This is a genomic window from Sphingomonas sp. FW306-1B-B10E (genome assembly GCF_058782005.1).
In genome coordinates this window covers 36,444-60,394 of the sequence record NZ_JBYSXG010000008.1, presented here as the reverse complement: position 1 = coordinate 60,394, position 23,951 = coordinate 36,444, and the positions used below count along the sequence as shown (strand labels likewise).

The 23,951-nt window shown below is 66.5% G+C and carries 24 protein-coding genes; 13 read left to right on the top strand and 11 right to left on the bottom strand.

Going from position 1 to position 23,951, the window contains the following annotated elements:
• Positions 1 to 119: 119 nt before the first annotated feature.
• From paoC to paoA, 3 genes are read right to left on the bottom strand one after another with little or no spacing between them, the layout of a single operon-like run.
• A complete protein-coding gene (gene paoC / locus AC3WJI_RS04975) occupies positions 120 to 2,339 on the bottom strand; it encodes an aldehyde oxidoreductase molybdenum-binding subunit PaoC (protein ID WP_492756143.1) in 2,220 nt (739 codons plus the stop codon).
• On the bottom strand, positions 2,336 to 3,289 hold the full coding sequence (locus AC3WJI_RS04970) for an FAD binding domain-containing protein (RefSeq protein WP_492756142.1): 954 nt from the start codon (positions 3,287 to 3,289) through the stop codon (positions 2,336 to 2,338). Before AC3WJI_RS04970 ends, paoC begins: the two co-directional genes overlap by 4 nt.
• Positions 3,286 to 3,921, bottom strand: a complete 636-nt coding sequence (paoA, locus tag AC3WJI_RS04965; RefSeq protein WP_492756141.1) for an aldehyde dehydrogenase iron-sulfur subunit PaoA — start codon at positions 3,919 to 3,921, stop codon at positions 3,286 to 3,288. The genes AC3WJI_RS04970 and paoA overlap by 4 nt, the downstream gene beginning before the upstream one ends.
• A 193-nt stretch (positions 3,922 to 4,114) precedes the next feature.
• On the opposite strand from paoA, the gene AC3WJI_RS04960 reads away from it, so the two are divergent.
• Positions 4,115 to 4,309 carry a hypothetical protein gene (locus AC3WJI_RS04960; protein WP_492756140.1) on the top strand — a complete coding sequence of 65 codons (195 nt, stop codon included), beginning with the start codon at positions 4,115 to 4,117 and terminating at the stop codon, positions 4,307 to 4,309.
• 18 nt (positions 4,310 to 4,327) lie between these two features.
• Here the strand turns inward: AC3WJI_RS04960 and AC3WJI_RS04955 are convergent, their stop codons facing one another.
• Positions 4,328 to 5,221, bottom strand: a complete 894-nt coding sequence (locus AC3WJI_RS04955) for a LysR family transcriptional regulator (protein ID WP_492756139.1) — start codon at positions 5,219 to 5,221, stop codon at positions 4,328 to 4,330.
• A 99-nt stretch (positions 5,222 to 5,320) separates the two neighbouring features.
• Here AC3WJI_RS04955 and AC3WJI_RS04950 point away from each other — a divergent pair, with 99 nt between their 5' ends.
• From AC3WJI_RS04950 to AC3WJI_RS04940, 3 genes are read left to right on the top strand one after another with little or no spacing between them, the layout of a single operon-like run.
• The gene (locus AC3WJI_RS04950; protein WP_492756138.1) at positions 5,321 to 5,734 is read left to right on the top strand and encodes a (R)-mandelonitrile lyase; all 414 of its coding nucleotides are present in this window, start codon (positions 5,321 to 5,323) and stop codon (positions 5,732 to 5,734) included.
• A gap of 2 nt (positions 5,735 to 5,736) precedes the next feature.
• Positions 5,737 to 6,723 carry an aldo/keto reductase gene (locus AC3WJI_RS04945; protein WP_492756137.1) on the top strand — a complete coding sequence of 329 codons (987 nt, stop codon included), beginning with the start codon at positions 5,737 to 5,739 and terminating at the stop codon, positions 6,721 to 6,723.
• A gap of 20 nt (positions 6,724 to 6,743) precedes the next feature.
• On the top strand, positions 6,744 to 7,796 hold the full coding sequence (locus AC3WJI_RS04940; RefSeq protein ID WP_492756136.1) for an NAD(P)-dependent alcohol dehydrogenase: 1,053 nt from the start codon (positions 6,744 to 6,746) through the stop codon (positions 7,794 to 7,796).
• A 48-nt stretch (positions 7,797 to 7,844) separates the two neighbouring features.
• Here AC3WJI_RS04940 and AC3WJI_RS04935 read toward each other — a convergent pair whose 3' ends face one another.
• A complete protein-coding gene (locus AC3WJI_RS04935) occupies positions 7,845 to 8,615 on the bottom strand; it encodes a DUF6683 family protein (RefSeq protein ID WP_492756135.1) in 771 nt (256 codons plus the stop codon).
• 247 nt (positions 8,616 to 8,862) lie between these two features.
• Here AC3WJI_RS04935 and AC3WJI_RS04930 point away from each other — a divergent pair, with 247 nt between their 5' ends.
• Entirely contained in the window at positions 8,863 to 9,648 is a 786-nt protein-coding gene (locus tag AC3WJI_RS04930; RefSeq protein ID WP_492756134.1) for an IclR family transcriptional regulator, read from the top strand.
• A gap of 37 nt (positions 9,649 to 9,685) precedes the next feature.
• On the opposite strand, the gene AC3WJI_RS04925 is transcribed toward AC3WJI_RS04930, so the two are convergent.
• Together AC3WJI_RS04925 and AC3WJI_RS04920 are read right to left on the bottom strand one after the other, a co-directional pair.
• Positions 9,686 to 10,081, bottom strand: coding sequence for a hypothetical protein (locus AC3WJI_RS04925; RefSeq protein WP_492756133.1), 396 nt, complete (start codon positions 10,079 to 10,081; stop codon positions 9,686 to 9,688).
• Positions 10,082 to 10,155: 74 nt separating this feature from the next.
• Positions 10,156 to 10,830: a protein-L-isoaspartate(D-aspartate) O-methyltransferase gene (locus AC3WJI_RS04920; protein ID WP_492756132.1), complete on the bottom strand. Its 675-nt coding sequence runs from the start codon at positions 10,828 to 10,830 to the stop codon at positions 10,156 to 10,158.
• Between the two features lie 257 nt (positions 10,831 to 11,087).
• Between AC3WJI_RS04920 and AC3WJI_RS04915 the strand changes: the two genes are divergently transcribed.
• The 4 genes from AC3WJI_RS04915 to AC3WJI_RS04900 all read left to right on the top strand — a co-directional run bounded on the left by AC3WJI_RS04915 (position 11,088) and on the right by AC3WJI_RS04900 (position 17,508).
• Positions 11,088 to 12,185: an efflux RND transporter periplasmic adaptor subunit gene (locus AC3WJI_RS04915; RefSeq protein WP_492756131.1), complete on the top strand. Its 1,098-nt coding sequence runs from the start codon at positions 11,088 to 11,090 to the stop codon at positions 12,183 to 12,185.
• An 11-nt stretch (positions 12,186 to 12,196) separates the two neighbouring features.
• A complete protein-coding gene (locus AC3WJI_RS04910; RefSeq protein ID WP_492756130.1) occupies positions 12,197 to 15,397 on the top strand; it encodes an efflux RND transporter permease subunit in 3,201 nt (1,066 codons plus the stop codon).
• On the top strand, positions 15,394 to 16,830 hold the full coding sequence (locus AC3WJI_RS04905; protein ID WP_492756129.1) for an efflux transporter outer membrane subunit: 1,437 nt from the start codon (positions 15,394 to 15,396) through the stop codon (positions 16,828 to 16,830). Before AC3WJI_RS04910 ends, AC3WJI_RS04905 begins: the two co-directional genes overlap by 4 nt.
• Positions 16,831 to 16,893: 63 nt before the next feature.
• Positions 16,894 to 17,508, top strand: a complete 615-nt coding sequence (locus tag AC3WJI_RS04900) for an energy transducer TonB (protein ID WP_492756128.1) — start codon at positions 16,894 to 16,896, stop codon at positions 17,506 to 17,508.
• Between the two features lie 12 nt (positions 17,509 to 17,520).
• On the opposite strand, the gene AC3WJI_RS04895 is transcribed toward AC3WJI_RS04900, so the two are convergent.
• A complete protein-coding gene (locus tag AC3WJI_RS04895; RefSeq protein WP_492756127.1) occupies positions 17,521 to 20,367 on the bottom strand; it encodes a glycoside hydrolase family 31 protein in 2,847 nt (948 codons plus the stop codon).
• A 172-nt stretch (positions 20,368 to 20,539) separates the two neighbouring features.
• Here AC3WJI_RS04895 and AC3WJI_RS04890 point away from each other — a divergent pair, with 172 nt between their 5' ends.
• The 3 genes from AC3WJI_RS04890 (at position 20,540) to AC3WJI_RS04880 (ending at position 22,328) form a co-directional block, all read left to right on the top strand.
• Entirely contained in the window at positions 20,540 to 20,770 is a 231-nt protein-coding gene (locus AC3WJI_RS04890) for a hypothetical protein (protein WP_492756126.1), read from the top strand.
• A gap of 4 nt (positions 20,771 to 20,774) precedes the next feature.
• Positions 20,775 to 21,299: a gamma carbonic anhydrase family protein gene (locus AC3WJI_RS04885; protein WP_492756125.1), complete on the top strand. Its 525-nt coding sequence runs from the start codon at positions 20,775 to 20,777 to the stop codon at positions 21,297 to 21,299.
• 84 nt (positions 21,300 to 21,383) lie between these two features.
• On the top strand, positions 21,384 to 22,328 hold the full coding sequence (locus tag AC3WJI_RS04880; RefSeq protein ID WP_492756124.1) for an NAD(P)H-dependent flavin oxidoreductase: 945 nt from the start codon (positions 21,384 to 21,386) through the stop codon (positions 22,326 to 22,328).
• A gap of 99 nt (positions 22,329 to 22,427) precedes the next feature.
• Here AC3WJI_RS04880 and AC3WJI_RS04875 read toward each other — a convergent pair whose 3' ends face one another.
• On the bottom strand, positions 22,428 to 22,886 hold the full coding sequence (locus AC3WJI_RS04875; protein WP_492756123.1) for a DUF1465 family protein: 459 nt from the start codon (positions 22,884 to 22,886) through the stop codon (positions 22,428 to 22,430).
• A gap of 89 nt (positions 22,887 to 22,975) precedes the next feature.
• Positions 22,976 to 23,173: a YdcH family protein gene (locus AC3WJI_RS04870; RefSeq protein ID WP_492756122.1), complete on the bottom strand. Its 198-nt coding sequence runs from the start codon at positions 23,171 to 23,173 to the stop codon at positions 22,976 to 22,978.
• Positions 23,174 to 23,313: 140 nt separating this feature from the next.
• On the opposite strand from AC3WJI_RS04870, the gene AC3WJI_RS04865 reads away from it, so the two are divergent.
• Positions 23,314 to 23,466 carry a YdcH family protein gene (locus AC3WJI_RS04865; protein WP_492756121.1) on the top strand — a complete coding sequence of 51 codons (153 nt, stop codon included), beginning with the start codon at positions 23,314 to 23,316 and terminating at the stop codon, positions 23,464 to 23,466.
• A 77-nt stretch (positions 23,467 to 23,543) separates the two neighbouring features.
• On the opposite strand, the gene AC3WJI_RS04860 is transcribed toward AC3WJI_RS04865, so the two are convergent.
• Entirely contained in the window at positions 23,544 to 23,897 is a 354-nt protein-coding gene (locus AC3WJI_RS04860) for a PilZ domain-containing protein (protein ID WP_492756120.1), read from the bottom strand.
• Positions 23,898 to 23,951: the final 54 nt, after the last annotated feature.

The following is a 23,951-nucleotide window of genomic DNA, read 5'->3' as shown; positions in this document are numbered from 1 at the left end:
TGCAGATTTTCGCGCCTCCCCGAGAGGCCATAGCTTGAGGCTATGCGTCACCCGCGCAACGCTCTGACTGGTTTCCGCGCTCTAGCAACCGGGCCGGCGCCGCGACGCGGCCGCGCCGGTCAGGCGATCTCGGGCAATCGATCGAGATGCTTTTCGAGCGTGATCGGATAGTCGCGAACGCGCACCCCGGTGGCATTGTAAACTGCATTGGCGACGGCCGCGCCGACGCCGCACAGCCCAAGTTCGCCGATCCCCTTCGCCTTCATCGGCGACGCGGTGGCGTCGGCCTCGTCGAGGAAGAAGACCTGCTGGTGCGGGATGTCGGCATGGACCGGGACTTCGTAGCCCGCGAGATCGTGATTGACGAAGAAGCCGAACCTCTTGTCGACCGCGAGCTCTTCCATCAGCGCGCCGCCGACCCCCATCGTCATCGCGCCGATCACCTGGCTGCGTGCCGATTTGGGGTTCAGGATGCGCCCCGCCGCGCAGACCGCGAGCATGCGTCGAACGCGGATCACGCCGGTATAGGCGTCGACCCCGACCTCGGCGAAATGCGCGCCGAAGGTCGATTGCTGGAATTTCTTCCCGAGGTCGCCGAATTCGATCTTGTCCTCGCCCGTGAGCACGCCGTCCTGTGCGACATCGGCGAGCGCCGCCGAACGGTTGCCTGCGCGAACCCGCCCCTCCTCGAACATCGTGGCGGCCGGATCGTAGCCCAGACGCTCGGCGACAGCGTCGCGCAGCTTGAGGCAGGCGGCATAGACGCCGCCAGTCGAATTCGGCGCGCCGAACTGCCCGCCCGAGCCCGCGGATATCGGAAAGCTCGAATCGCCCAGCTTCACTGCAACGCGCTCGATCGGCAGGCCCATCATTTCGGCGGCGGTCTGCGCGATGATCGTGTAGCTGCCGGTGCCGATATCGGTCATGTCGGTCTCGACGGTGACGCTGCCGTCGCGCTCGAGCCGGACGCGCGCGCCCGAGGGCATGTTGATATGGTTGCGGAACGCCGCTGCCATTCCCATGCCCACCAGCCAGCGCCCGTCGCGCACCTGCGCCGGCTTAGGATTGCGCTTCGCCCAACCGAAATGCGCCGCGCCTTCCTCCATGCAGCGGATGAGATTGCGCTCGGAGAAGCGGCGTTCGGGCTTTTCAGGATCGACCTGGGTGTCGTTCTTCGCGCGAAAGGCAATCGGATCCATGCCGAGCTTCTCGGCCATCTCGTCCATCGCGATCTCGAGCGCCATCATCCCGGGCGCCTCGCCGGGCGCGCGCATTGCATTGCCTTCGGGCAAGTCGAGCACTGCCAGCCGCATCGCGATCATCCGGTTGGGGCCGGCATAGAGCAACTTGGTCTGGTTGACCGCGGTCTCCGGGCTGCCCTCAGGCTGGTCGCCCGAGCCGCTCTCGTGCGCGATCGCAGTGATCGTGCCGTCGGAGGTCGCGCCGATGCGGATATGTTGGCGGGTCGCCGGGCGGTGCGTCGTGTTGTTCATGACCAACGGACGTTGGAGCGCGACCTTGACCGGCCGGCCCGCCGCCCGCGCCCCCAATGCCGCCATCAGCGCGTCGGCGCGCAGGAACAGCTTCCCGCCGAACCCGCCGCCGACATAAGGCGACATCAGCCGGATCTTATCCTTGGGCATGCCGAGCGTCTTCGCGAGGTCGCCGCGTCCCCAATCGACCATCTGGTTGGACGTCCAGATACTGAGGGCGTCGCCGTCCCATGCCGCGATCGAAGCGTGCGGCTCCATCATCGCATGGCTCTGATCGGGCGTCGAATAGACGGCGTCGAGCTTGACCGGCGCGGCGGCGAAGGCCTCATCGAACTTGCCGACGCGGTCGATCTTGGGGGCCGAGCTCCCTTCATCGCTCGAGCCGCCGGTAAGGGGTGCGGTCTTGAGCTCCTCGTCGAGATCGAAGTGCCCTTTGGCCCGGGTGTAGTCGACGCGGACGAGGCTGGCGGCGGCGCGCGCCTCTTCGAACGTTTCGGCGACGACGATCGCGACTGCCTGATGGTAGTGATCGACCTCGGGACCGGCCAGCAATTTGGCGGTGTTGAACTTGCCCTTGCCGAGCTTGCCGGCATTGTCGGCGGTGACGATCGCGATCACGCCCGGTGCCGCCTTGGCCTGGGCGAGGTCGATCGATCGGATCCGTCCCCTGGCGATCGCCGCGCCGAGGATATAGCCGTATGCCGCGTTCGCCGGCTCGCGGTGATGCTCGTACGCGTACGGCGCGGTGCCGGTGGTCTTGAGCGGACCATCGATGCGATCGAGCGGCTTGCCGACCACCTTCATCCGGTCGATCGGGTTGGTGCCCGCAGGTGTGTCGAACTTCATGTCGTCCTCGCTTCGCGCATCACCGCCGCCAAGGTCCGTTGGACCAGCGGCACCTTGAAGGCATTGTCCTCGGTCGGCCGCGCCCCGGCGAGCAACTGCCGAGCCACGGCCGGGGCGCCCTGCGGCATCGCCGCCTCTGCCGCCTCGACCCGCCACGGCTTGTGCGCGACACCGCCCAGCGCGACCCGTCCGGTCCCATCCTTATGGATCACCGCCGCGACCGAGACCAAAGCGAACGCATAGGAAGCGCGGTCGCGCACCTTTTCGTACAGGTGCACCCCGCCGAGCGGCTTGGGCAGCGTCACCGAAGTGATCAGCTCGCCGGCCGCGAGCACCGTGTCGATGTGCGGCGTGTCGCCCGGCAAGCGGTGGAACTCCGTGATCGGGATTGCGCGGGTCTCGCCCGCGGCATTGATTGTCTCAACCTGCGCGTCGAGCACGCGCATCGCCACCGCCATGTCGGATGGATGCGTCGCGATGCACGCCTCGCTGCTCCCGACAACCGCGAGCTGGCGACTATACCCGCCGATCGCACCGCAGCCGCTGCCGGGCTTGCGCTTGTTGCAGGGCTGGTTGGTGTCGTAGAAATAGGGGCAACGCGTACGCTGGAGCAGATTGCCTGCCGTCGTCGCCTTGTTGCGCAGCTGGCCCGATGCGCCGGCGAGCAGCGCGCGGCTCAGCACCCCATAATGCTTGCGCACGCGCATATCGGCAGCGAGCTCTGTATTGCGCACCAGCGCGCCGATGCGCAGCCCGCCATCGCTGGTCTTTTCGATCTTGTCGAAGCCGAGGCCGTTGACGTCGATCAGGTGGGTCGGCGTCTCGATCTCGAGTTTCATCAGGTCGAGCAGATTGGTGCCGCCGGCGATGAACCGCGCGCCCTGCAGCGACGCCGCTTTGGTCGCAGCGTCGGCCGCCGATGCTGCACGCTCGTAGGTGAATGCCCTCATGCCTTGGCTCCTGCGACTTCGGCCATCGCCTCGGCAATGTTCGAATAGGCGCCGCAGCGGCAGATGTTGCCGCTCATCCGCTCGCGCATCTCGGCATTGGTGACGCGGGGCTTGTCGGTCAGCTTCGCCGAGACATGGCTCGGCACGCCGCGCTTGATCTCATCGAGCACCGCCACTGCCGAGCAGATCTGCCCCGGCGTGCAATAGCCGCATTGATAGCCGTCATGCTTGACGAACGCCGCCTGCATCGGATGCAGCCGATCGGGCGTGCCGAGGCCCTCGATCGTCGTGATCTTGTCGCCTTCGTGCATCACTGCGAGGCTCAGGCACGAATTGATCCGCACCCCGTCGACTAGCACCGTGCACGCGCCGCACTGGCCGTGATCGCAGCCCTTCTTGGTGCCGGTCAGGTGCAGATGCTCGCGCAGCGCATCGAGCAAGGTGGTGCGCGGATCGAGCGACAATTGCCGGGGCTCGCCATTCACCTCGAAACGGACGGGCATCGGCGCGGGGCCAGGCATGGACGAATTTCCCTCTGCTGCGGTTTCGGGCGTCGCCGCGACCACCGCCGATGCGGCACCGGCGGCGAGCACGCCGCGCCGGGATAGTTCCAACTCAGGAAATCGAGGCATGATCCGCTCCTTCCCGCATATGCGCGGCCGCGCTGGCCAGTTTAACGCAGCTTCCACGGTTTCGGCACCGTGCGAATATTGCATAAAGTCTTGAGCTTCGCTCATCAAACCCGCGCGATCGACGGCGGCACTGCCGCGCGACTGGTGCGTTACCGACCCGAACCGACGCAGTCCCGCGTCCTATGGAGGTGTTATGGCCGACCAAGAAGCAGCGCAGACCAACAGCAAGACCGCTCTCACCGATGCTTTCCGCACACATTTCTCCGGCGACGCGCCGCTGACCGAAAAGGCCAAGAGCTTCGCCAAGGCGCGTCCCTGGACCAGCGCCGCGTTCGTCGGCATCGCCGCGATGGCGCTGCTCAACACTTTCCGCGGCACGCGGGGCTGATATGGGCGCAGGCCTGCGCTATCCGCGGTAGCGCAGGCCTTCGACGATTAGCGAGAAAGCCGGAGTCGGCTGCCGCCGGCTCGGATAATAGAGATGATAGCCCGGGAAGGGCGGCGACCATTCGGTCAGCACCGCCTGGAGCGCCCCGCTGTCGAGATGGCGTTGGACCAAAGACTGCGGCAGGTAGCCGATCCCGAACCCGTCGATCGCAGCCTGCATCACCGGGAAGACCGAAGAGAAGGTCAATTGGCCGTCGACACGCACGCGCCGCTCGCGTCCGTCCTGCTCGAATTCCCAGGCATAGAGCCCGCCGTAAGTCGGCAGCCGCAAATTGATGCAGGCATGGCCAGTGAGCTCCTCGAGCGTCTGCGGCCGCCCGCGCGCGGCGAAATAAGCGGGTGACGCCACCGCCAGCATGCGTGCGTCGGGGCCGATCGGCACTGCGATCATGTCCTTCGCGATGATCTCGCCGAAACGCACGCCCGCATCGAAACGCTCTGCGACGATGTCGGTCAGCGTATAATCGGTGACAATCTCGACCTGGATATCCGGATAGTCGCGCAGCACAGGCCTGAGCGCGGGCCACAACACCATCCGCATCGAATGCTCGTCGGCGCTGATTCGCACCTTGCCGCCGGGCTTGTCACGTAGCGCGCTCAGCTCGGCGACCTCGGCCTCGATCTCGTCGAAGCGCGGCCCCAGCGACAGCAGCAATTTCTCGCCCGCCTCGGTCGGCGTTACGCTGCGCGTGGTGCGGTTGAGCAGCCGCAGCCCGAGCCGCTCCTCAAGCGCACGCATGCTGTGGCTGAGCGCCGAAGGCGTCACGCCCAGTTGCGCCGCGGCGCGCGTGAAGCTGCGCTCGCGCGCGACCACCAGGAAGGCCGATAGCTCGGCCAGCTGCTGCCGGTTCATTGATGAATCCCGTTCACGACCACATGGAGACCATAGGCGCTAATCGACGGTGTCGGCCATGGCTATCTGTGCAGCCTGGCAGCCACGAAAGTGCAGGCAATGAAGATACTACGCAGCGGATCGCAGCCCTCGCAACAGGGGCCGGCGGACTGGTTCACCGGCGACGTCCGCATCGACCCGCTCAACGCTGCCCCCGCCCCGGCCCGGGTCGGCGTGGCGAGCGTGACCTTCGAGCCCGGCGCCCGCACCGCATGGCACACGCACCCGCTGGGGCAGACGCTCGTCGTCACCGCGGGCATGGGCTGGACGCAGTGCGAAGGCGAGTCGATCGTCGAGATCCGCGCTGGCGACGTCCTCTGGTGTCCGCCCGGCCACCGGCACTGGCACGGCGCCTCGCCGACCACGGCAATGACGCACATCGCGATCCAGGAGAGCCTGGACGGCAAGATGGTCGAGTGGATGGAACATGTCACCGACGAGCAATATCTCGCCGGTGCGGCACAGGAGCAATGACGATGCAGACGCGTATTCTAGGCAAGGGTCTCGAAGTCTCGGCGATCGGCTTCGGCTGCATGGGGCTCGACTTCGGCTATGCGACCAAGGTCAGCAAGGCGGATGGGGTCGCGCTGATCCGCCAGGCGGTCGAGCGCGGCGTTACCTTCTTCGACACTGCCGAGGTCTATGGCCCCTTCACCAATGAGGAAATGGTCGGCGAGGCGCTGCGCCCGATGCGCGACCAGGTGGTGATCGCGACCAAGTTCGGGTTCAACATCGTCGACGGCAAGCAGCAGGGCCTCAACAGCCGGCCCGACAATATTCGCGCGGTAGCGGACGCATCGCTGCAGCGGCTCGGGGTCGAGCAGATCGACTTGTTCTATCAACACCGCGTCGATCCCGACGTGCCGATCGAGGAGGTCGCGGGCGCAGTGAAGGAGCTTATCGCCGCGGGCAAGGTCAAGCATTTCGGCCTGTCCGAGCCGGGCGCCGCGACGGTGCGCAAGGCGCATGCGGTGCAGCCGGTGACCACGCTCCAGAACGAATATTCGCTGTGGACGCGCGGGCCCGAGACCAACGGCATCCTCGATGCGTGCGAGGAACTCGGGATCGGGCTGGTGCCGTACAGTCCGCTCGGCAAGGGCTTCCTTACGGGCGCGATGGGCAAGGACACCAAGCTCGGCGAGGGCGATTTCCGCGCGCTGCTGCCGCGCTTCACCCCCGAGGCGATGGAGAAGAACCAGGCGCTGATCGACCTGCTCAAGCGCATCGCCGACGCCAAGCAGGCTACCCCGGCGCAGATCGCGCTCGGCTGGCTGCTCGCGCAGAGGCCGTGGATCGTGCCGATCCCCGGCACCACCAAGCTCCACCGGCTCGAGGAGAATATCGCCGCGGCGCAGGTCGAGCTCACCCCGGCCGACCTGGCGGAGATCCGCGAGGCGCTGACCCATATCGACGTCGAGGGCGAGCGCTACCCGCCGCAACTGCTCGCCACCACCGGACGCTGAACTCACCAGAAGGAAGATTGATGACTGTTATCGCCTATGGCGCCTATGCCGCCGACAAGCCGCTCGAAGCGATCGAGATCGAGCGCCGCGCCCCCGGTGCGCACGACGTCCAGATCGACATCGCCTTCTGCGGCGTCTGCCACTCCGACCTCCACCAGGTCCGCTCGGAATGGGGCGGCACGATCTATCCGTGCGTCCCCGGCCACGAGATCGTCGGCAAGGTCAGCGCGGTCGGCGACGCAGTGACCAAGTTCGCGGTCGGCGACCTGGTCGGGGTCGGCTGCATGGTCGACAGCTGCCAGCATTGCGCCTCGTGCGGCGAGGGCCTCGAGCAATATTGCGAGAACGGCTTTACCGGCACCTACAACGCGCCGACCCCGGACGCGCCAGGCCACACGCTCGGCGGCTATTCGCAGCAGATCGTCGTCAGCGACAAGTTCGTGCTCAAGATCGGCCATGACGAGGCGCAGCTTGCCGCGGTCGCACCCCTGCTCTGCGCCGGGATCACGACCTGGTCGCCGCTGCGCCACTGGAATGTCGGCCCGGGCAAGAAGGTCGGCGTGGTCGGGATCGGCGGGCTCGGCCATATGGGCGTCAAGCTCGCGCATGCGCTGGGCGCGCATGTCGTCGCCTTCACCACCTCGGAGAGCAAGCGCGCGGATGCGCGCGCGCTTGGCGCCGACGAGGTCGTGGTGTCGCGCAACCCGGACGAGATGGCGACGCATGCCAACAGCTTCGACTTCATCCTCGACACCGTCGCCGCGAGCCACAATCTCGACGCGTTCACGGCCTTGCTAAAGCGCGACGGCACGCTGACCCTGGTCGGCGTTCCCGAGCATGCGCATCCGACCCCGGACGTGTCGGCGCTGATCTTCCGTCGTCGCGCGATCGCCGGCTCGCTGATCGGCGGAATCGCCGAGACGCAGGAGATGCTCGATTTCTGCGCCGAGCACGGCATCGTCTCGGAGATCGAGATGATCCGCGCCCAGCAGATCGACGAAGCCTATGAGCGGATGCTGCGCAGCGACGTGAAGTACCGCTTCGTCATCGACATCGCGTCGATGGCCGGCTGAGGTGGAGGCGCTGCCGACGTATCTCGCGTCGGCGGCGCTACCGCCATCTCAAAGCGGAACGAACCCCGCATCGGTCAGGCGGAGCTTGCGCAGGTCGACTCCCATCTCGCTGCGAAATCGCGCGACCGCGGCGTCGCCCAGCCGGCGCATCGTGTCGCGATCGCCGCGCTGCATCGCGTCGACATAGACGGCGTGCTGGATCAGGAAGTTGAGGATGAATATCTCCGACATTTCCTGGCGCTGCCCTTCGCTCTGCCCGGCCAGCCTCGGGTTGGCGCCAAGAATCCCCTCGACCTGTCGCCGCACCGCCAGCGCCTGGCTGCGATTATTGTCGGCGCCATTCGCCATCGCCCAGTTGAGCACCCAATAGCCGGTCAGCGAATCCGCGAGATCGTCGGTGTGCAGGCCGTCGCTCGCGACGATCTTCGACCAGCTCTGCACCGGGTTGCCGCGCTCCAGCGCCGCGCCGAGCTTGCCGGCGTCGGCGGCACCTATGGTGGTTCCCATCCACCCGATGAACTGTTTGCGGACTCGAAGGCTGACATCCGGCGACGGGCGATAGCGCGTGGTCGGCACGGGCGCGGACGGCCGGGCCGCGGGCTTGCTCGCCGGGCGGCGCGGGCTGGCCGGCGTACCGATCGCCGCATCGATCCGCTGGCGGTTGAGGATGTCCGAGAGGACATAGTTTTGCGGGAGGACGGTCGGCATGTCCTGCGCGGCGACCGGAGTCGCGAGCAAGCCGAGACCAAGCAACAGGGCGAATCTCGACACGCATTCCTCCGCGATCTTGCGCTCGATCGAGGCATAGCCTGCCGTCACGACGCGCGTAGAGCCGGACGCCTCACCTCATCGCAACGATCCCTCGCCTGACCCGAAACGCGCCCGACCAGTCGCCGGCAGCCTTCCGCATTACCCTCACCGCGATGCCGGTCGCATGGCCGTCAGACGTTCGCTCGGATCTCCGTCTGATCGCTTGCAAAGTCCGCTGCGTGATGCGCTACTAAGGCCGTCTTTAGGAGAGCAAGCGGTTGCCGACAGAATTTATCGTGCGCGAGTCGTGCGGCGAATGAGCGACGCCGATCCCGCCGAGCCAGCGCGCGAGCGCGCCGGCAGCCAGACTTTGCTGCGCGGGCTCGACATCCTCGAGCAATTGAGCGGCGAGCCGCTGCGCATCGCGGAGGTGTCCGACCGGCTCGCATTGACCTTCCCGACCACGCAGCGGCTGGCCTATGCGCTGATCGACCGCGGCTTTCTCAAGAAGCTTCCCAAGGGTCAGCTCGCGCTTGGCCCCAAGCTGGTCCAGCTGGGCTTTGTCGCGCGCGAGCAGATCGACATGCTCGACCTCGCCCGCGCCGGTGCCGACGCCTTGTGCGAGGCGATCGGGCTGTGCGTGTTCATCGGCGCGCGCGACGGCGATATGGCGCTCCACCTCCACCGCGCGATGGGCCGCCAGCGTATCGAGGTCTCGACCAAGCCGGGGACGCGGCGCGCGCTCGCCGATACCGGGCTCGGCAAGGCACTCATGTTCGACGACACGCCCGCGGCCTGGGCGCGGCTGTTCATGCTCGCGCGGCCGGAGCAGGATGACGGCGCCGCGGCGATCGACGAGATGCGGCAGCATGTCGCGGCCGGCGTGGTGCTCCATCACAGCACCAGCGACGACACGATCCGCTCGGTCGCCGCGCCCGTCCGCGACGCCAGTGGCGCGATCGTTGCGGCGCTGAGCGTGGCGAGCCCGGTCCAGTATCTCGACGAGCAGCGGATGCGCGAGATCGCGCCACAGATGATTCAAACCGTGCGCGAGATCAGCATCGGCCTGGGCTGGCGCGGCGAGGATCCGCCCGAAGCGTGAGATGCGGTGCTCCCGCGGATGCAGGAGCATGAGCGTATCAGGGCTTGCGCGGCGGCTTGTTACCAGCACCGGGCCCCGGCCCGCGCTTGGGGCCTTGACCGCCACCACGCGGCGGCCGACGCTCGCCCCCCGCGCCACTGCGCGGACGATGCACAGGCGCAGTTGGTGGCGCGCGGCGTACCTCGGCCGCCCCCTGCGGCGCGACCGAATAGCCTTCCTTGAGCAGCCGCGTGAACGCCGAGCGCACATTGGTGGCGATCGCCCCCTGCACTTCCTTGGGCAGATCGCTGAAGGTCGTGTTCGGATGAATGCTGTTGAGCTCGCGCAGCAACGGATTGGGAAGCCCGTTCGACGCGTCCTTCAACGCCACGATCGAATCGAGGACGGTGGAGAACAGGATCTCCTGCATCAGGTCGGTAGCCGATTTCGCCATAATGGTGCCTCAACGCCCGTCCGCGGCCGCGGTGTCAAGCGATGACATGTTTCGCCAATGTGACGCGCGCGCGACTAGACCGTCTCCAGCTCGGTGAATTGAACCGCCATCACCTCGCGCAGTGTCAGTTCGTCGCCGTCGCGCACGCCGCGCACCAGCCGCTGCGCGCCCGGCTCGCCGAGCGGCAGGACGATCCGCCCACCCTCGGGCTTGAGTTGCGCGACCAGCGCCTCGGGCAGGGTCTTCGCCGCGGCAGAGACCAGGATCGCATCGAACGGCGCGACCTCCGCCCAGCCGCGCGAGCCGTCGCCGATGCGGATCGCGATATTTTCGTGCCCGAGCTCGACCAGTTGCGCATCCGCGATCGCCGCGAACTCCTCGACCACCTCGACACTCCACACGCGGGCGGCGAGCCGGGCGAGGATCGCAGTCTGGTAGCCTAGCCCGGTTCCCACCTCGAGCACGCTGTCACCCGGCTCGAGGTCGAGCAATTCGGTCATCAGCGCCGCCACGAACGGCTGCGAGATCGTCTTGTCGAAACCGATCGGCAGCGGGCTGTCCTGATAAGCGAGTGTCCTGAACTGGGTGGGGACGAACAAGTGACGCGGCACCGCGAGAAACGCATCGCGGACGGGCGCGCTCGGCGCCGGACGGCCGATCTCGTCGCGCAACAGGTCGAATTCGATGTCGATGACTTCGACCATGTGGCGGCGAAGAATGGCGAGATGGGCGTCGGTAAGCGGCCGCATGAAGTTTGTCCTGAAGGTCCCGCCCACGAGAACGCATGATCCCGGTTACCGCAACATCAATTCGCCAACCGGCGCTCGCGAATGCCATGTCAATTCCTACCGATAGGTACGAATCTGCTTGCAACCGCCGTCAGCGGCGCTACTTGCTGCAGTGCAGAAAGGGGACCTTTGTGAGGCTCGCAGTCGCGTTTTTAGGATTGTCGTTGCTTGCCGGATGCGGCGGAGAAAAGGCACCGCCTGCTCCGCCTCCGCCCCAAGTGACCGTTGCGACTCCGGTGCAGCGCGAGGTCGAGGATTGGGACGATTACACCGGCCGCTTCGTCGCGCCGCAGGATGTCGAGATTCGTCCGCGCGTAAACGGCGTGGTGACCGCGATCCACTTCCGCGACGGTCAGGACGTGCGCCAGGGTGCACCGCTCTTCACGATCGACCCCCGCCCCTATCGCGCCGCGCTGGCCCAGGCCCAGGCCCAGGCGACCCGCGCCAGCGCCGCGCTGTCGAACGCGCGCCAGGTCACTGCACGCAGCCGCAAGCTCGCCTCCGCCCAGGCAGTGAGCACCGAGGAGCTGGAGGCGAACATCGCCGCCGAGCGCACCGCCGCCGCCGATCTCGCCGCTGCGCGCGCCGCGATCGACAACGCCCAGCTCAACCTCAGCTTCACCACCGTCCGTGCGCCGTTCGGCGGTCGCATGTCGGACCGCAAGGTCAGCATCGGCGACTCGGTCGCCGACGGCCAGACCGTCCTTACCCGCATCGTCTCGCTCGACCCGATCTGGTTCGAGTTCGAAGGCGCCGAGAGCTTCTACCTCAAGAATCTCCGCCAGGATCAGCGCGGCGAGCGCGGCTCGTCGAGGACGACCGCCAATCCGGTTCAGATCCAGCTCGCCGACGAAGCCGAATATCGCTGGCTCGGCCGGATGGAGTTCCTCGACAACGCCGTCGATCCGCAATCGGGGACGATCCGCGCCCACGCCGTGGTCCAGAACCCAAATCGCTTCCTCACCCCCGGCATGTTTGGCCGCGCCCGGCTCCTCGGCTCGGGCACCTACAAGGCGATGCTGATCCCCGACGAAGCCGTCGTCACCGATCAGACCCGCCGCCTCGTCTATGTCGTCGGTGCTGACAACAAGGCGCAGCCGCGCCCGGTCGAGGTCGGCGCGACGGTCGAAGGGCTGCGCATCGTCCGCGACGGGCTAGCGCCGACCGACCGTGTGGTCATCACCGGCATCGGCCGTCTCCAGCCGGGCGCGGTGGTCTCACCGGTCAAGGGCGTGATCAAGGCCGACAAGACCAAGCAGGCCGCGCCGACTGCGCCGACGCAGGAGCCGGCCTCGGGCCAGGCGACTGTCCGCTAAGGACCGCTTCGATGAAATTCCCTCATTTCTTCATCGACCGGCCGATCTTCGCGGCGGTGCTGTCGATCCTGATCGTGATCGTCGGCGCCATCGCCTATCCGTCGCTTCCGATCGCGCAATATCCGAGCATCGCGCCGCCGACGGTGGTGGTCACCGCCACCTATCCGGGTGCGAGCGCCGAGACGCTTGCCGAGACCGTCGCCGCGCCGATCGAACAGGCGATCAACGGCGTCGAGAACATGATCTACATGACCTCGTCGTCGACCGGCAACGGCCAGACGCAGATCACGATCGCGTTCAAGCAAGGCACCGATGTCGACCAGGCGCAGGTGCTGGTGCAGAACAAGGTCTCCCAGGCCGAGCCGCGCCTGCCCGAGGACGTCCGCCGCCTCGGCATCACGGTGAACAAGAACTCGCCCGACTTCCTGATGGTCGTGTTCTTCACCTCGCCCGACAACAGCCTCGAGATTCCCTACATCTCGAACTACGTCACCCTGCAGGTCCTAGACCGCATCGCCCGCGTGCCCGGCGTCGGCCAGGCACAGGCGTTCGGTGGCCGCGACTACAATATGCGCGTGTGGATCGATCCCGGTCTCGCCGCCGCGCGCGACATGACCGTCGACGAAGTCGTCACGGCGATCCGCGGCCAGAACCTCCAGGTTGCCGCCGGCGCGGTCGGCCAGCCGCCCTACGGCAAGGCGAGCCCCGCTTTCGAGCTCGGCGTCCAGGCCAAGGGCCGCCTCAGCACCCCCGAGGAGTTCGGCAAGGTGGTCGTCAAGCGCGACACCGAGGGCCGGCTGACCTATTTGCGCGACGTTGCGCGGATCGAGCTCGGTGCGCAGGACTACAGCTTCAACGGCTATCTCGGCGGCAAGCGCGCGGTCGGCATGGGCATCTTCCAGATGCCGGGGTCGAACGCGCTCGCCACCGCCGACGCGGTCAAGAAGGAGCTCGCCACCCTCTCGCAGAGCTTCCCCGCGGGAATGAAATATTCGATCGACTACAACCCGACCGAATATATCTCCGAGTCGATCAGCGCGGTCGAGCACACGCTAGTCGAGGCACTCATCCTCGTCGTGCTGGTGGTGCTGATCTTCCTGCAGAGCTGGCGCACCGCGCTGATCCCGATCATCGCGATTCCCGTGTCGCTGGTCGGCGCGTTCGCGGTGCTGCTCGCCGCGGGCTATTCGCTCAACACGCTGTCGCTGTTCGGGCTCGTGCTCGCGATCGGCATCGTCGTCGACGACGCGATCGTCGTCGTCGAGAATGTCGAGCGATTGATGGAAGAGGAAGACATCGGCCCGCGCGAAGCAGCGCACAAGACGATGGATGAAGTGTCGGGCGCGATCGTCGCGATCTCGCTCGTCCTCGTCGGTGTGTTCGTGCCGACGATGTTCATCCCGGGCATTTCGGGCGCCTTCTACCAGCAGTTCGCGATCACCATCGCCTCGGCGACGGTGATCTCGGCCTTCGTTTCTCTCACGCTCTCTCCGGCGCTTTGCGCGATCGTGCTCAAGAAGCCGGAGCACGGCGATGCCGCCCCGACGGGCTGGCGCAGCATCCCGTACCGTGCCGGCCGCAAGTTCAACGCCGGCTTCAACTGGCTCTCGCACAAGTACAGCCGTCTCACTGCCCGGCTGGTGCGGATGCTGGTGATCGTCGGCGCGATCTACCTCGTGCTGATCGTCGTCGTCGGCTGGCGCTTCACCGCGACCCCGAGCGGGTTCATCCCGCCGCAGGACCAGGGCTATCTGATCGGCGTCGTCTCGCTGCCGCCGGGCTCGTCGCTCCAGCGTACCGACGAGGTGGTTCGCCAAGGCATCGCGGCGTCGATGAAGCTCGATGGGGTGCAGACCTCGATCGGCTTCGCCGGCCTCGACGGGGCCAGCTTCTCGACCGCGCCGAATGCGGGCGTGATCTTCTTCGCGCTCAAGCCGCATGCCGATCGTAAGCAGAGCGCCGACGAGATTCAGCAGGCGCTCTATCCGGCGCTCGGCGGGATCAAGGGCGGCGACATCATGGTCATCGCCCCGCCCCCGGTTCCCGGCATCGGCACCGGCGGCGGCTTCAAGATGATGATCCAGGACCGTAGCGGCCAAGGCTATCAGGCACTCGCCCAGGCATCGATGGCGATGATGATGGGCGCCAACCAGGCCGAGGGCGTCGCCGGCGCCTTCTCGCTGTTCAACGTCGGCACTCCGCGCCTCACCGCCGAGGTCGACCGCGACCGCGCCGAGCGGATGGGCGTGCCGGTTTCGAACATCTATTCGACGCTCGGCTCCTATCTCGGCTCGGCCTATGTCAACGACTTCAACTATCTCGGCCGCACCTTCCGCGTCACTGCGCAGGCGGACGCCGCGTACCGCGACGACGCCTCCGACATCCAGTTGCTCAAGACCCGCTCGGCCTCGGGCAAGATGGTGCCGATGAGCGCGGTGATGGCGCTCAAGAACGATGCCGGACCGTATCGCGTGGTGCGCTACAACCTCTATCCCGCTGCCGAGCTGATGGGCGACACCAAGCCGGGCTATTCGACCGGCCAGTCGCTCGACTCGATGGAGGCGCTCGCCGCCAAGACCCTGCCCAAGGGCATGGGCTTCGAATGGACCGAACTCGCCTTCGAACAGCGCCAGGCCGGCAATACCGGCGTGATCGCCTTCGGGCTCGCGGTGGTGTTCGTCTTCCTGCTGCTCGCCGCGCTCTACGAGAGCCTGGTGCTGCCGCTCGCGGTGATCCTGATCGTGCCGATGTGCCTGCTTGCGGCAATCCTCGGCGTCAACGCGATGGGAATGGACAACAACATCCTGACGCAGATCGGCCTCGTCGTGCTCATCGGCCTGGCGGCGAAGAACGCGATTCTGATCGTCGAGTTCGCGCGGCAGGGCGAGGAAGAGCAAGGCCTCGAGCCACGCGCCGCGGCCGAACAGGCCGCGCACCAGCGCATGCGCCCGATCATCATGACCTCGATCGCGTTCATTCTCGGCGTGCTGCCGCTGGTGATCGCGACCGGCGCGGCGGCCGAGCTTCGCCAGGCGCTTGGCGTCGCGGTGTTCTTCGGGATGATCGGCGTGACCTTCTTCGGCCTGCTGTTCACCCCGGCATTCTACGTCATGGTCCGCAAGCTCGCGAGCTGGGCCGAGCACCAGCGCGCCCGCTTCTCGCACAAGAAGCCGGACGCCCCCCATGCACCCGAAGCGGAGGCTTCGGCATGAAGCGCCTGACGATTCTCGCCGCCGGCCTGCTCTCGGCCTGCGCGGTCGGTCCGAACTATGAGCGCCCCGAGACCCCGCAAACTGCGGCGGGGACGTTCGTCGATCCGGGCGTCACCAAGGTCTCGACCGGGCCGGTCGAAGGCGAATGGTGGCACCTGTTCCGCGATCCGGCGCTCGACCGCCTCGTCGTTGACGCGCTCGCGCACAACACCGACATCCGCGTCGCCGCGGCCAACCTCCGCCGCGTCCGGGCCTTGCTGTCGGAGGCGCGCAATCAGCGGCTGCCGACCACCGATCTCAGCGCGCAGTACACGCGGCAGCGTCAGGGCGGGAATGCGACCAACTTCCCCGGCGTGCAGAGCCAGGAGTTCGATTTCTTCCAGGTCGGGCTCGACGCCGGCTACCAGGTCGATCTGTTCGGTGGTGTCTCGCGCTCGATCGAAGCGGCGCGCGGCGACGTCGCCGCGGCGCAGGCGGCACTCGACGCGGCGCGCATCGCGATCGCTGCCGAGACCGCGCGCACCTATGCCCAGGCCTGCGGCTTCGCGGCGCAAGCCGCGGTCGCGCGTGAGACCGTCCAGCTCCAGGAGCAGACGCTCGGCCTGACCCGCCGCCTGCTCGAGGCCGGCCGCGGCACCCAGCGCGACGTCGACCAGACCTTGGTGCTCGCCGAGAATGCCCGGTCGCAGGTTCCGCAGTTCGAGGCCGAGCGCCGCGCCGCGCTCTATGCGCTCGCCACACTTACCGGCCGGCCGCCCGCCGAGGTCGATGCCGCCGCGGCGCAGTGCGCGGTGCCGCCCCAGGTCAGCGGGCTGATCCCGGTCGGCGACGGCGCCGCATTGCTCGCGCGTCGTCCCGACGTCCGTCAGGCCGAGCGCACGCTCGCGGCCGATACTGCGCGGGTCGGTGTGGCGACCGCTGCGCTCTACCCATCGATCCGGCTGCTCGGTTCGGTCTCGCTCGGCGCGCAGGATATCGGCGATCTCGCCAAGTCCGATTCGTTCAGCTTCTCGCTCGGGCCGCTGATCAGCTGGAGCTTCCCCAATATGGGCGCCGCGCGCAGCCGGTTGCGCCAGGCCGAGGCGACCGCCGAGGGCTCGCTCGCGACCTTCGACGGCACCGTGCTGACCGCGCTGCGCGAAGTCGAGCAGGCCCTCGCCCGCTATTCGGGCGAGATCGAGCGCAACATCGCGCTGCGCCGTGCCGAGGCCGCCGCGAGCAACGCCGCGCGGATCGCCGGGCTGCGCTTCTCCGCCGGCCGCGATACGCTGCTCCAGCGCATCGACGCCGAACGCGACCGCGCTACCGCGCGCGCTCAGCTCGCCCAGTCGAACGCCACGCTCGCCGAGACGCAGGTTGCCCTGTTCAACGCGCTTGGCGGCGGCTGGGAAAATGCGCCCAAGCCCGAGCGGCGGGAGCCGGCGGCCAATTGAGCACGATTGCCTAAAGCGTCGCGCCGAGTCATGCTGACGCCTTCCTAATAAGGGGGACAGGTGATGATCGTCTTGTTGTTCGCCATGTCGCAGGCGGCCTCGCCTGTCGCACAGCCGCCGCGACTGATCGATCCGCAGCCGTTGATCACCTATGACGACTATCCCGAAGACGCGATCCGGCGTGGCGAAGCCGGGGTGGTCTCGGTGCTGCTCAAGGTATCTAGCGAAGGCGCGGTGACGCAGTGCGACATCACCGAGTCGAGCCTGTCGTCAATGCTCGACGAACGGACCTGCGCGCTGGTTACCCGCCGTGCACATTTCGCGCCAGCCACCGACGCTTCCGGTCGCAGCGTCGCCGGCCAATATCGCCTTTCGGCTCCATGGGGGCTGGAAAAGGCGCCGCGCACGACGATCGACGCGGTGCTCGAGGTCGCGGCGCTGCCGAGCGGCTATGATCACCCGGCCCAGGTTCAGCTCGTCTATCCTCGCGCCGGCGCGCCCGCGGAATGCGCAGTGCTGAAATCGAGCGGCAGCACCGTCGCCGATCGCACCGCATGCGACTACGCCACGCGCACGTTTCGGGCAGAAGCCCCCAGGAACCGCGCGACTTCGGTTCCCGCAGCCGCGGTGCGCTATTTCAATGCCAGTTTCGCGGTCAAGCGGATGGCATCGCGCTGAACGGCCGGTGCATCACGGGCGCCGCACCGTGATCGCCGATCCTTCATAGACGAAGCTTTGCGGCGATTCGGCAAAGTCGGGCACCACGGCGCGGCTCGGCGTGTAGAAGCGTACCGAGATTGCGCGCTTCTTCGCCATGCCCGTAAAGCCGCCCTCGCGCGCGCCGATCGTCAGCGTGCCCGCGCTTTCGTCCCATTTCACCGGCACGCGCGCGAACTTGCCCAGCTTATAAGCGGGGCTGACCCCGTCATCCTCATAGAGCGAAAAGGCCCCGTCGGCACCCGTGAACACCTGGAGCACGATCGGCCCGTCGGGCTGCTCGCCGACATGGTTGATCGCGGCGCCGGTCGGCACGATCGATCCGGCGCGGACGAACAGCGGCATGCGCTCGCGCGGCGCGGCGGCCTGGATCGTCTGGCCGCCTTTGTGAAAGGCGCCGGTGGCGAAGTCGTACCAGCCGCTAGCCGCGGGCAGATATACCGCGCGCGACTGTGCCCCGAACTCCGTCACCGGCGCGACGAGGAACGCCGGCCCGAACATGTACTGGTCATCGACGTTCCACGCCTTGCGATCGGCTTCGAAGTCCATCACCAGCCCGCGCATCATGGTGCCGTCCTTGTGCCAGGTGTCGGCGGCGATCGTGTAGATATAGGGCATCAGCCGGTAGCGCAGGCGGTCGTACCAGACCATCGCGTCGTACATCGCCGGATCGCCCACCGCGATCTCGAATATCTCGCGCTTGGGCGTCTCGCCATGGCTTCGGAACAGCGGCGAGAAGGCGCCGAACTGGAACCAGCGCAGGTTGAGTTCGCGCCATTCCGCGACATGCGCCGGGTCCTGCCGGGTATAGCGGTCCTCGAGCGCGAACCCGCCGATATCGTGCGTCCAATTGGGCACCCCCGACATCGACAAATTGACCCCCGCCGAGATCTGGTCGCGCAGATCGTCCCAGCGCGACGCGACGTCGCCCGACCACAGAGCCGAGCTGGTCCGCTGGATGCCCCCGAACCCCGAGCGGGTGAGGATGAACGGGCGCTTGTCCGGCAAGGCCGCACGCAACCCATCGGCGACACCCTCGGCATGGACGAGCGGAAAGCTGTTGAACAGCGACGCAGCGGGCCCCGCCGCAGTCGGCCCCATCCGCTCGATGCGCTGCTCGATCGACAGGTTCGAATGGATGTCGGGCTCGGTGGCGTCCATCCACCAGGCGTCGAACCCCTTGTCGACAAGCCCTTCCTTCATCTGGCGGAAATAGATTTCGCGCGCTTCGGGCGAATAGGGATCGTAATCGGTATTCTCATAGCCCTTGCCGACCCAGTCTTTCTCCTTGGCCTTGAGGTTGCCGAGATAGAGATGCCCCTTGGCCATCAATTCCTGGGCGTTCTTGGTGTTGGGATAGAATTTGGGCCAGACCGAGATCATCACCTGCCCACCCAGCGCATGGACCTCGTCCACCATCCCGACCGGATCGGGGAAGCGCTTGGCGTCGAAGCAATGGCAGCCCCATTGATCCTCGGGCCAATAAAACCAGTCCTCGACGATGTTATCGAGCGGAACGCCGCGCTTGCGATATTCGCGCACCACCGACAGCAATTGCGCCTGCGTTTCGTAGCGCTGGCGGCTCTGCCAGAAGCCATAGGCCCAGGCCGGCATCATCTCGGCCTTGCCGGTGAGTTCGCGATAGCCGGCGATCACTTCGTCCATGCTGCGTCCGCCGACATAATAATAGTCGATCGCGCGGCCGACATCGGAAGAGAGCCATAGCGAGTGCCGGTCCGGCGCAGGCAGCGGGTCCGAATGGAACAGCGCGAGATAGCCCGCATTGGGCTCCCATTCGACGCGCAGGTCGACGGCCTTGCCCGCAGTCATGCCCAGCTCGAAATTGTGGAACCATGGGTTCCAATTCTGCCGCCAGCGCGACAGCACTTCCTTGCCGTCGGCGAAAACGCGGACATAGCTCGAGGAGTAGAGTCGGAACTTGTGTACGCCGGTCTTGTCCGGTGAGATGCTTCCGCTCCACACCACGCGCTGCTTGCCGACGACGACGCCCGCAGTGTTCTGTCCGCTCTCGGGCGAGGCGACGGTCTGTGCCTTGGCCATCTCCGGCCAGTTTTTCTGATCCTTGATGAACTGATAGTCGATGAACGGTTCTTGCCGCGTCACCGCCAGCTTCTCGCCGAGGAAATAATCGGCCCTCCAGCCCGGCTTGCCGCCGCTCGTCACCTTCAGCCCCTGCCCGACATGCGTATAGGGCGTCGGATTGCCGAAGCGCGTGATCGAATTGTTGTCCCAGAGCAGCCCGTAATTGCGCGTCGACATCACGAACGGGATCGCGATGTCCATATTGTGCTGCGCGAGTTCGACGTCCTCGCCATTGTAGTTTATCTGCCGGTTCTGGTGCTGGCCGAGGCCGTAAAAGCCTTCGTCGGTGCCGCGGTTGAACTGTTGCTCGGTGGCGAGGAAGGGCTTGCCGTCGGCGCTGGTCGTGACGAAGCGCCGACGCGCTTCGTCGAGCACCAATTTGCCTGCGGCGTCGCGGAACTGCACGTGTCCGTCGGACAGGCGGATCTCGGCAGTCGCCTTGGGCAGCTTGAGCGTCACCAGCCCCTTCGCCTGGATGACGATCGGGTCGCCGGCGGCGTCGGCGATGACCATAAGGCTTTTGGGCAAAGCGATATCGCCGGCCGGTACCGCGGTCACCCTGAAGCTGGCATCGCCATAAGCGAGCACGCGGATGCGCTTTGCGGCGCCCTGATCGGGGGTAATCAGGACCCCGTGCGGTACGCGTTCGACTTCGGACGCGAGCGCCGTGCCCGACATCAGCATTACGGCGAGTGCCGCACCCCGCAAAAGCCTCAAGCCCCATCTCCCGCTTTTCATCAATGCTATCCGCTTTCATGCCGCTGTCCAGACGGCGTTCGCGATCAAAGCTTGCTGCAACGCGGCGATCCGCAGAATCCCGGCATTGATGCGTTAACCTAGCCCCGCTAACCATGGCCTCGGGGATTCAAGCGGGGTGGGTTTGAGGACGATGGCCGAGTTTTTTATCTCTATCTACGCGATGTTGGCGATGTTCGTCCTGTTCGCGATGCAGCGCAACCAGCGCGAGCAGCGGCCCAACCCGCAGATGGTGACCCTGGTCGGCTGGGGCCTGTTCTCGCTGTCCTCGACCCTGGCGGTCCTGTTCGGCGCCGTCGCGCTCGCGTTCCTGATGGGCATGCACATGCCGGTGCCCGCCGGCTTCGACAGCCCGCTTTTCTGACCGCGTGCCGCTCTACGAACTGGGCGGCCAACAGCCGATCATCGCTCCCGACGCCTGGGTCGCGCCGAGTGCCGACCTAATCGGCGACGTACGCCTCGCCGAACTGGCGAGCATCTGGTTCGGCGCCGTGATCCGCGCCGACAATACTCCGATCATGATCGGCGCGCGCACCAACGTGCAGGACGGCGCGATGCTGCACTCCGATCCCGGCGCGCCCTGCGCCTTGGGCGACGACGTTACTGTCGGTCATCACGCGATCTTGCACGGCTGCACGATTGGGGACCGCGTGCTGGTCGGCATGGGCGCCACGATCCTCAACCGCGCCGTGATCGCCGAGGATTGCCTGGTCGGCGCCGGCGCATTGGTCACCGAGGGCAAGATCTTCCCGCCTGGACACCTGATCGTCGGCTCACCGGCCAAGGCGATCCGCCCGCTCGACGACATGCAGAAGGCGATGCTCAAGGCTTCGGCGGCGCTCTATGCCGCCAAGCAACGCCAATATGCCGAGGATTTGCGCCGAGTCGGCTGAAGTCGCCACGCGCCGCGCGGCCCTGCCGTAGCGTCGCCGGCACCGGGATAGACAGCCCCCTCCGTTGCGCTACAAAACTGGCTTATGGCCCTTCCCCCGCTGTTCGATCGTCTCCGGCTTCCCGTCATCGGCTCGCCGCTATTCATCATCTCGGTGCCCGATCTCGTCATCGCGCAGTGCAAGGCGGGGATCGTCGGCTCCTTCCCGGCGCTCAATGCGCGGCCGCAGAGCCTGCTCGACGAATGGCTCCACCGCATCACCGAGGAACTCGCCGCCTGGGACCGTGCCAATCCCGACACCCCCGCTGCGCCGTTCGCGGTCAACCAGATCGTCCATCGCTCGAACGACCGGCTAGAGGCCGATCTCCACACCTGCGCCAAGTGGAAGGTGCCGATCGTCATCACTTCGCTCGGCGCGCGCCCCGAGCTCAACGACGCGGTGCATAGCTGGGGCGGTATCACGCTTCACGACGTCATCGACGACCGCTTCGCGCATAAGGCCGTAGAAAAGGGCGCCGACGGGCTGATCCTCGTCGCCACCGGCGCGGGCGGGCATGCAGGCGTGCTGAATCCGTTCGCCTTCGTCCAGGAAGTCCGCGAATGGTATGACGGCCCCCTGATCCTTTCGGGCGCGATCGCCACCGGACGCGCGGTGCTCGCCGCGCAGGTACTCGGCGCCGACCTGGCGTATATCGGCTCGCCCTTCATCGCCACCGACGAGGCCAATGCCGTGCCAGCTTACAAGCAGGGCATCGTGGAGGGCCGTGCCGCGGACATCGTCTATTCGAACCTGTTCACCGGGGTCCACGGCAATTACCTGCGCAGCTCGATCGTCGCAGCGGGGCTCGACCCGGACAAGTTGCCGGAAAGCGATCCAAGCGCGATGAACTTCGGCGGGGCGAAAGCGTGGAAGGAAATTTGGGGCTCGGGCCAGGGGATCGGCGCGGTAACTGCAGTCGAGCCGGCCGTAGTCAAGATCGAACGGCTGAAGCGCGAATATGCTGCTGCCAAGGCGGCGCTGGGCACCTGAGGGTCCAAATGGATAGTGCGCCTGCGAAAGCAGGAGCTCAGGGCCACGGATGCCTCGCGTTGTAACCTTGAGCTCCTGCTTTCGCCGAAGCACGACGCGTCAGAACGAGGCGGAGAGCCGGTCGAGCATTCGTCGCGCGGGGCTTTCGTCGACCGCCGGTTCGTCGAGCGACGCGTCGAGTCGAGCGACTCGCCGGTGCAACTCCACACTGGTACCTATGATCGCCCGCGCCTGGGCCGGCAACGCATCGAGCGTCGCGGCATCGGTCTCGGGAGCGTCGCCCAGCCGACGCGACGGCGACAGCGCATCGAGCGGAGCGATCTCGCCGGCCTCGACCGCGCGCTGCGTCAGCAACCACGCGATGATGTGCATCAGCCGCGTGGTGACCTTCAGCGACTCGCAGGAAAAGGTGACCCGGCTCAGCGCCTCGAGTGAGTCGCGCTCGGCACGCCCGACGACGTCGAAATAGGCGCGCGCCTCATCAGCAAGCAGCATCGCCTCGACATAGAGCGCGTTGACCAGCTTGCGATGGATCGCCGAAGTTGCCTGGTCTGTCATCACACCCCGGAGTGCCATAAGCGCGGCATCAGTTGAATGCTTAATATCGCGGTCTTCTCGTCCCGCCCCGGGAGAGAAGGATTCGTAATTCAGGCGATGATGTCGGGAACCAATTCGTCCTCGAGCAGGCTCATTTCGTCGCGCAGGCGCAGCTTGCGCTTCTTGAGTCGCGCGAGCTGGAGCTGATCGGCCGAGCCGGTCTGGCCCAATGCCTCGATCGCGGTATCGAGATCGCGATGCTCGGTCCGCAGCGCTTCTAGCCGTCGCTGAATCTCGCCGTCTTTCATCGTACCCCCTTACGCATACCCGAACGAACCATCGCGCCTTTTTGGCAGACTGTCGATTGCGCTGAATACGGGGGGCGACAAGCAGCTCGAAAGGTGATCTATTGGCTTCCCCCGGCGCTTATCGAAGGAGGAATGCTTCCATGCAGAACGCGCATTTCGCGGCACTCAACGCCAAGCACTCAACTCTGGATCAACGGATCACAGCCGAGTCGCGACGGCCCCTACCCGATCAGATACTGATCGCGGATCTGAAGAAGCAGAAGCTGCGCGTCAAGGAGGAGCTAAGCCGCTAAGCGCGGCCATCCACAGCTTTGTTGGGGAAGGTGCGGTCCAGCGGCCGCACCTTTTCTCATAGACAGGATTTGGCGCCTCAGCGCCGCGTGAGCACAGGCTTTGCGTAGGACGCGGTCTGCGCGCCCTTGCCTACCGGCTTGCGCGCGAGCATCGGATCGATCTCGATATCGAAGGCGATGCCGACGCGGCCATCGGTGGCCCAGGCGATCCGCCCCTTTACCCAGCCCACGCCGCGCACTTCGATCTCGACCGGGGTGCGGGCTTCCAGCGGCGCAGGATATTCCGCCATCAGTCCGCCCGGCGACAGATTTCGGACGCGCACCTGGGCGATCTCATCCTTCCCCGCGACGCGGAAACGCGCCGTCAGCATGAGACTGTCGCGCGAACCGCTGCGCTGACCGGCGAAATCGTCGGCGGAGAGCGCATTCACGGAATCGGTAGAGAACTGGTCCATCGGAGCTGCTCAAACGCAAAAATTGAGGTG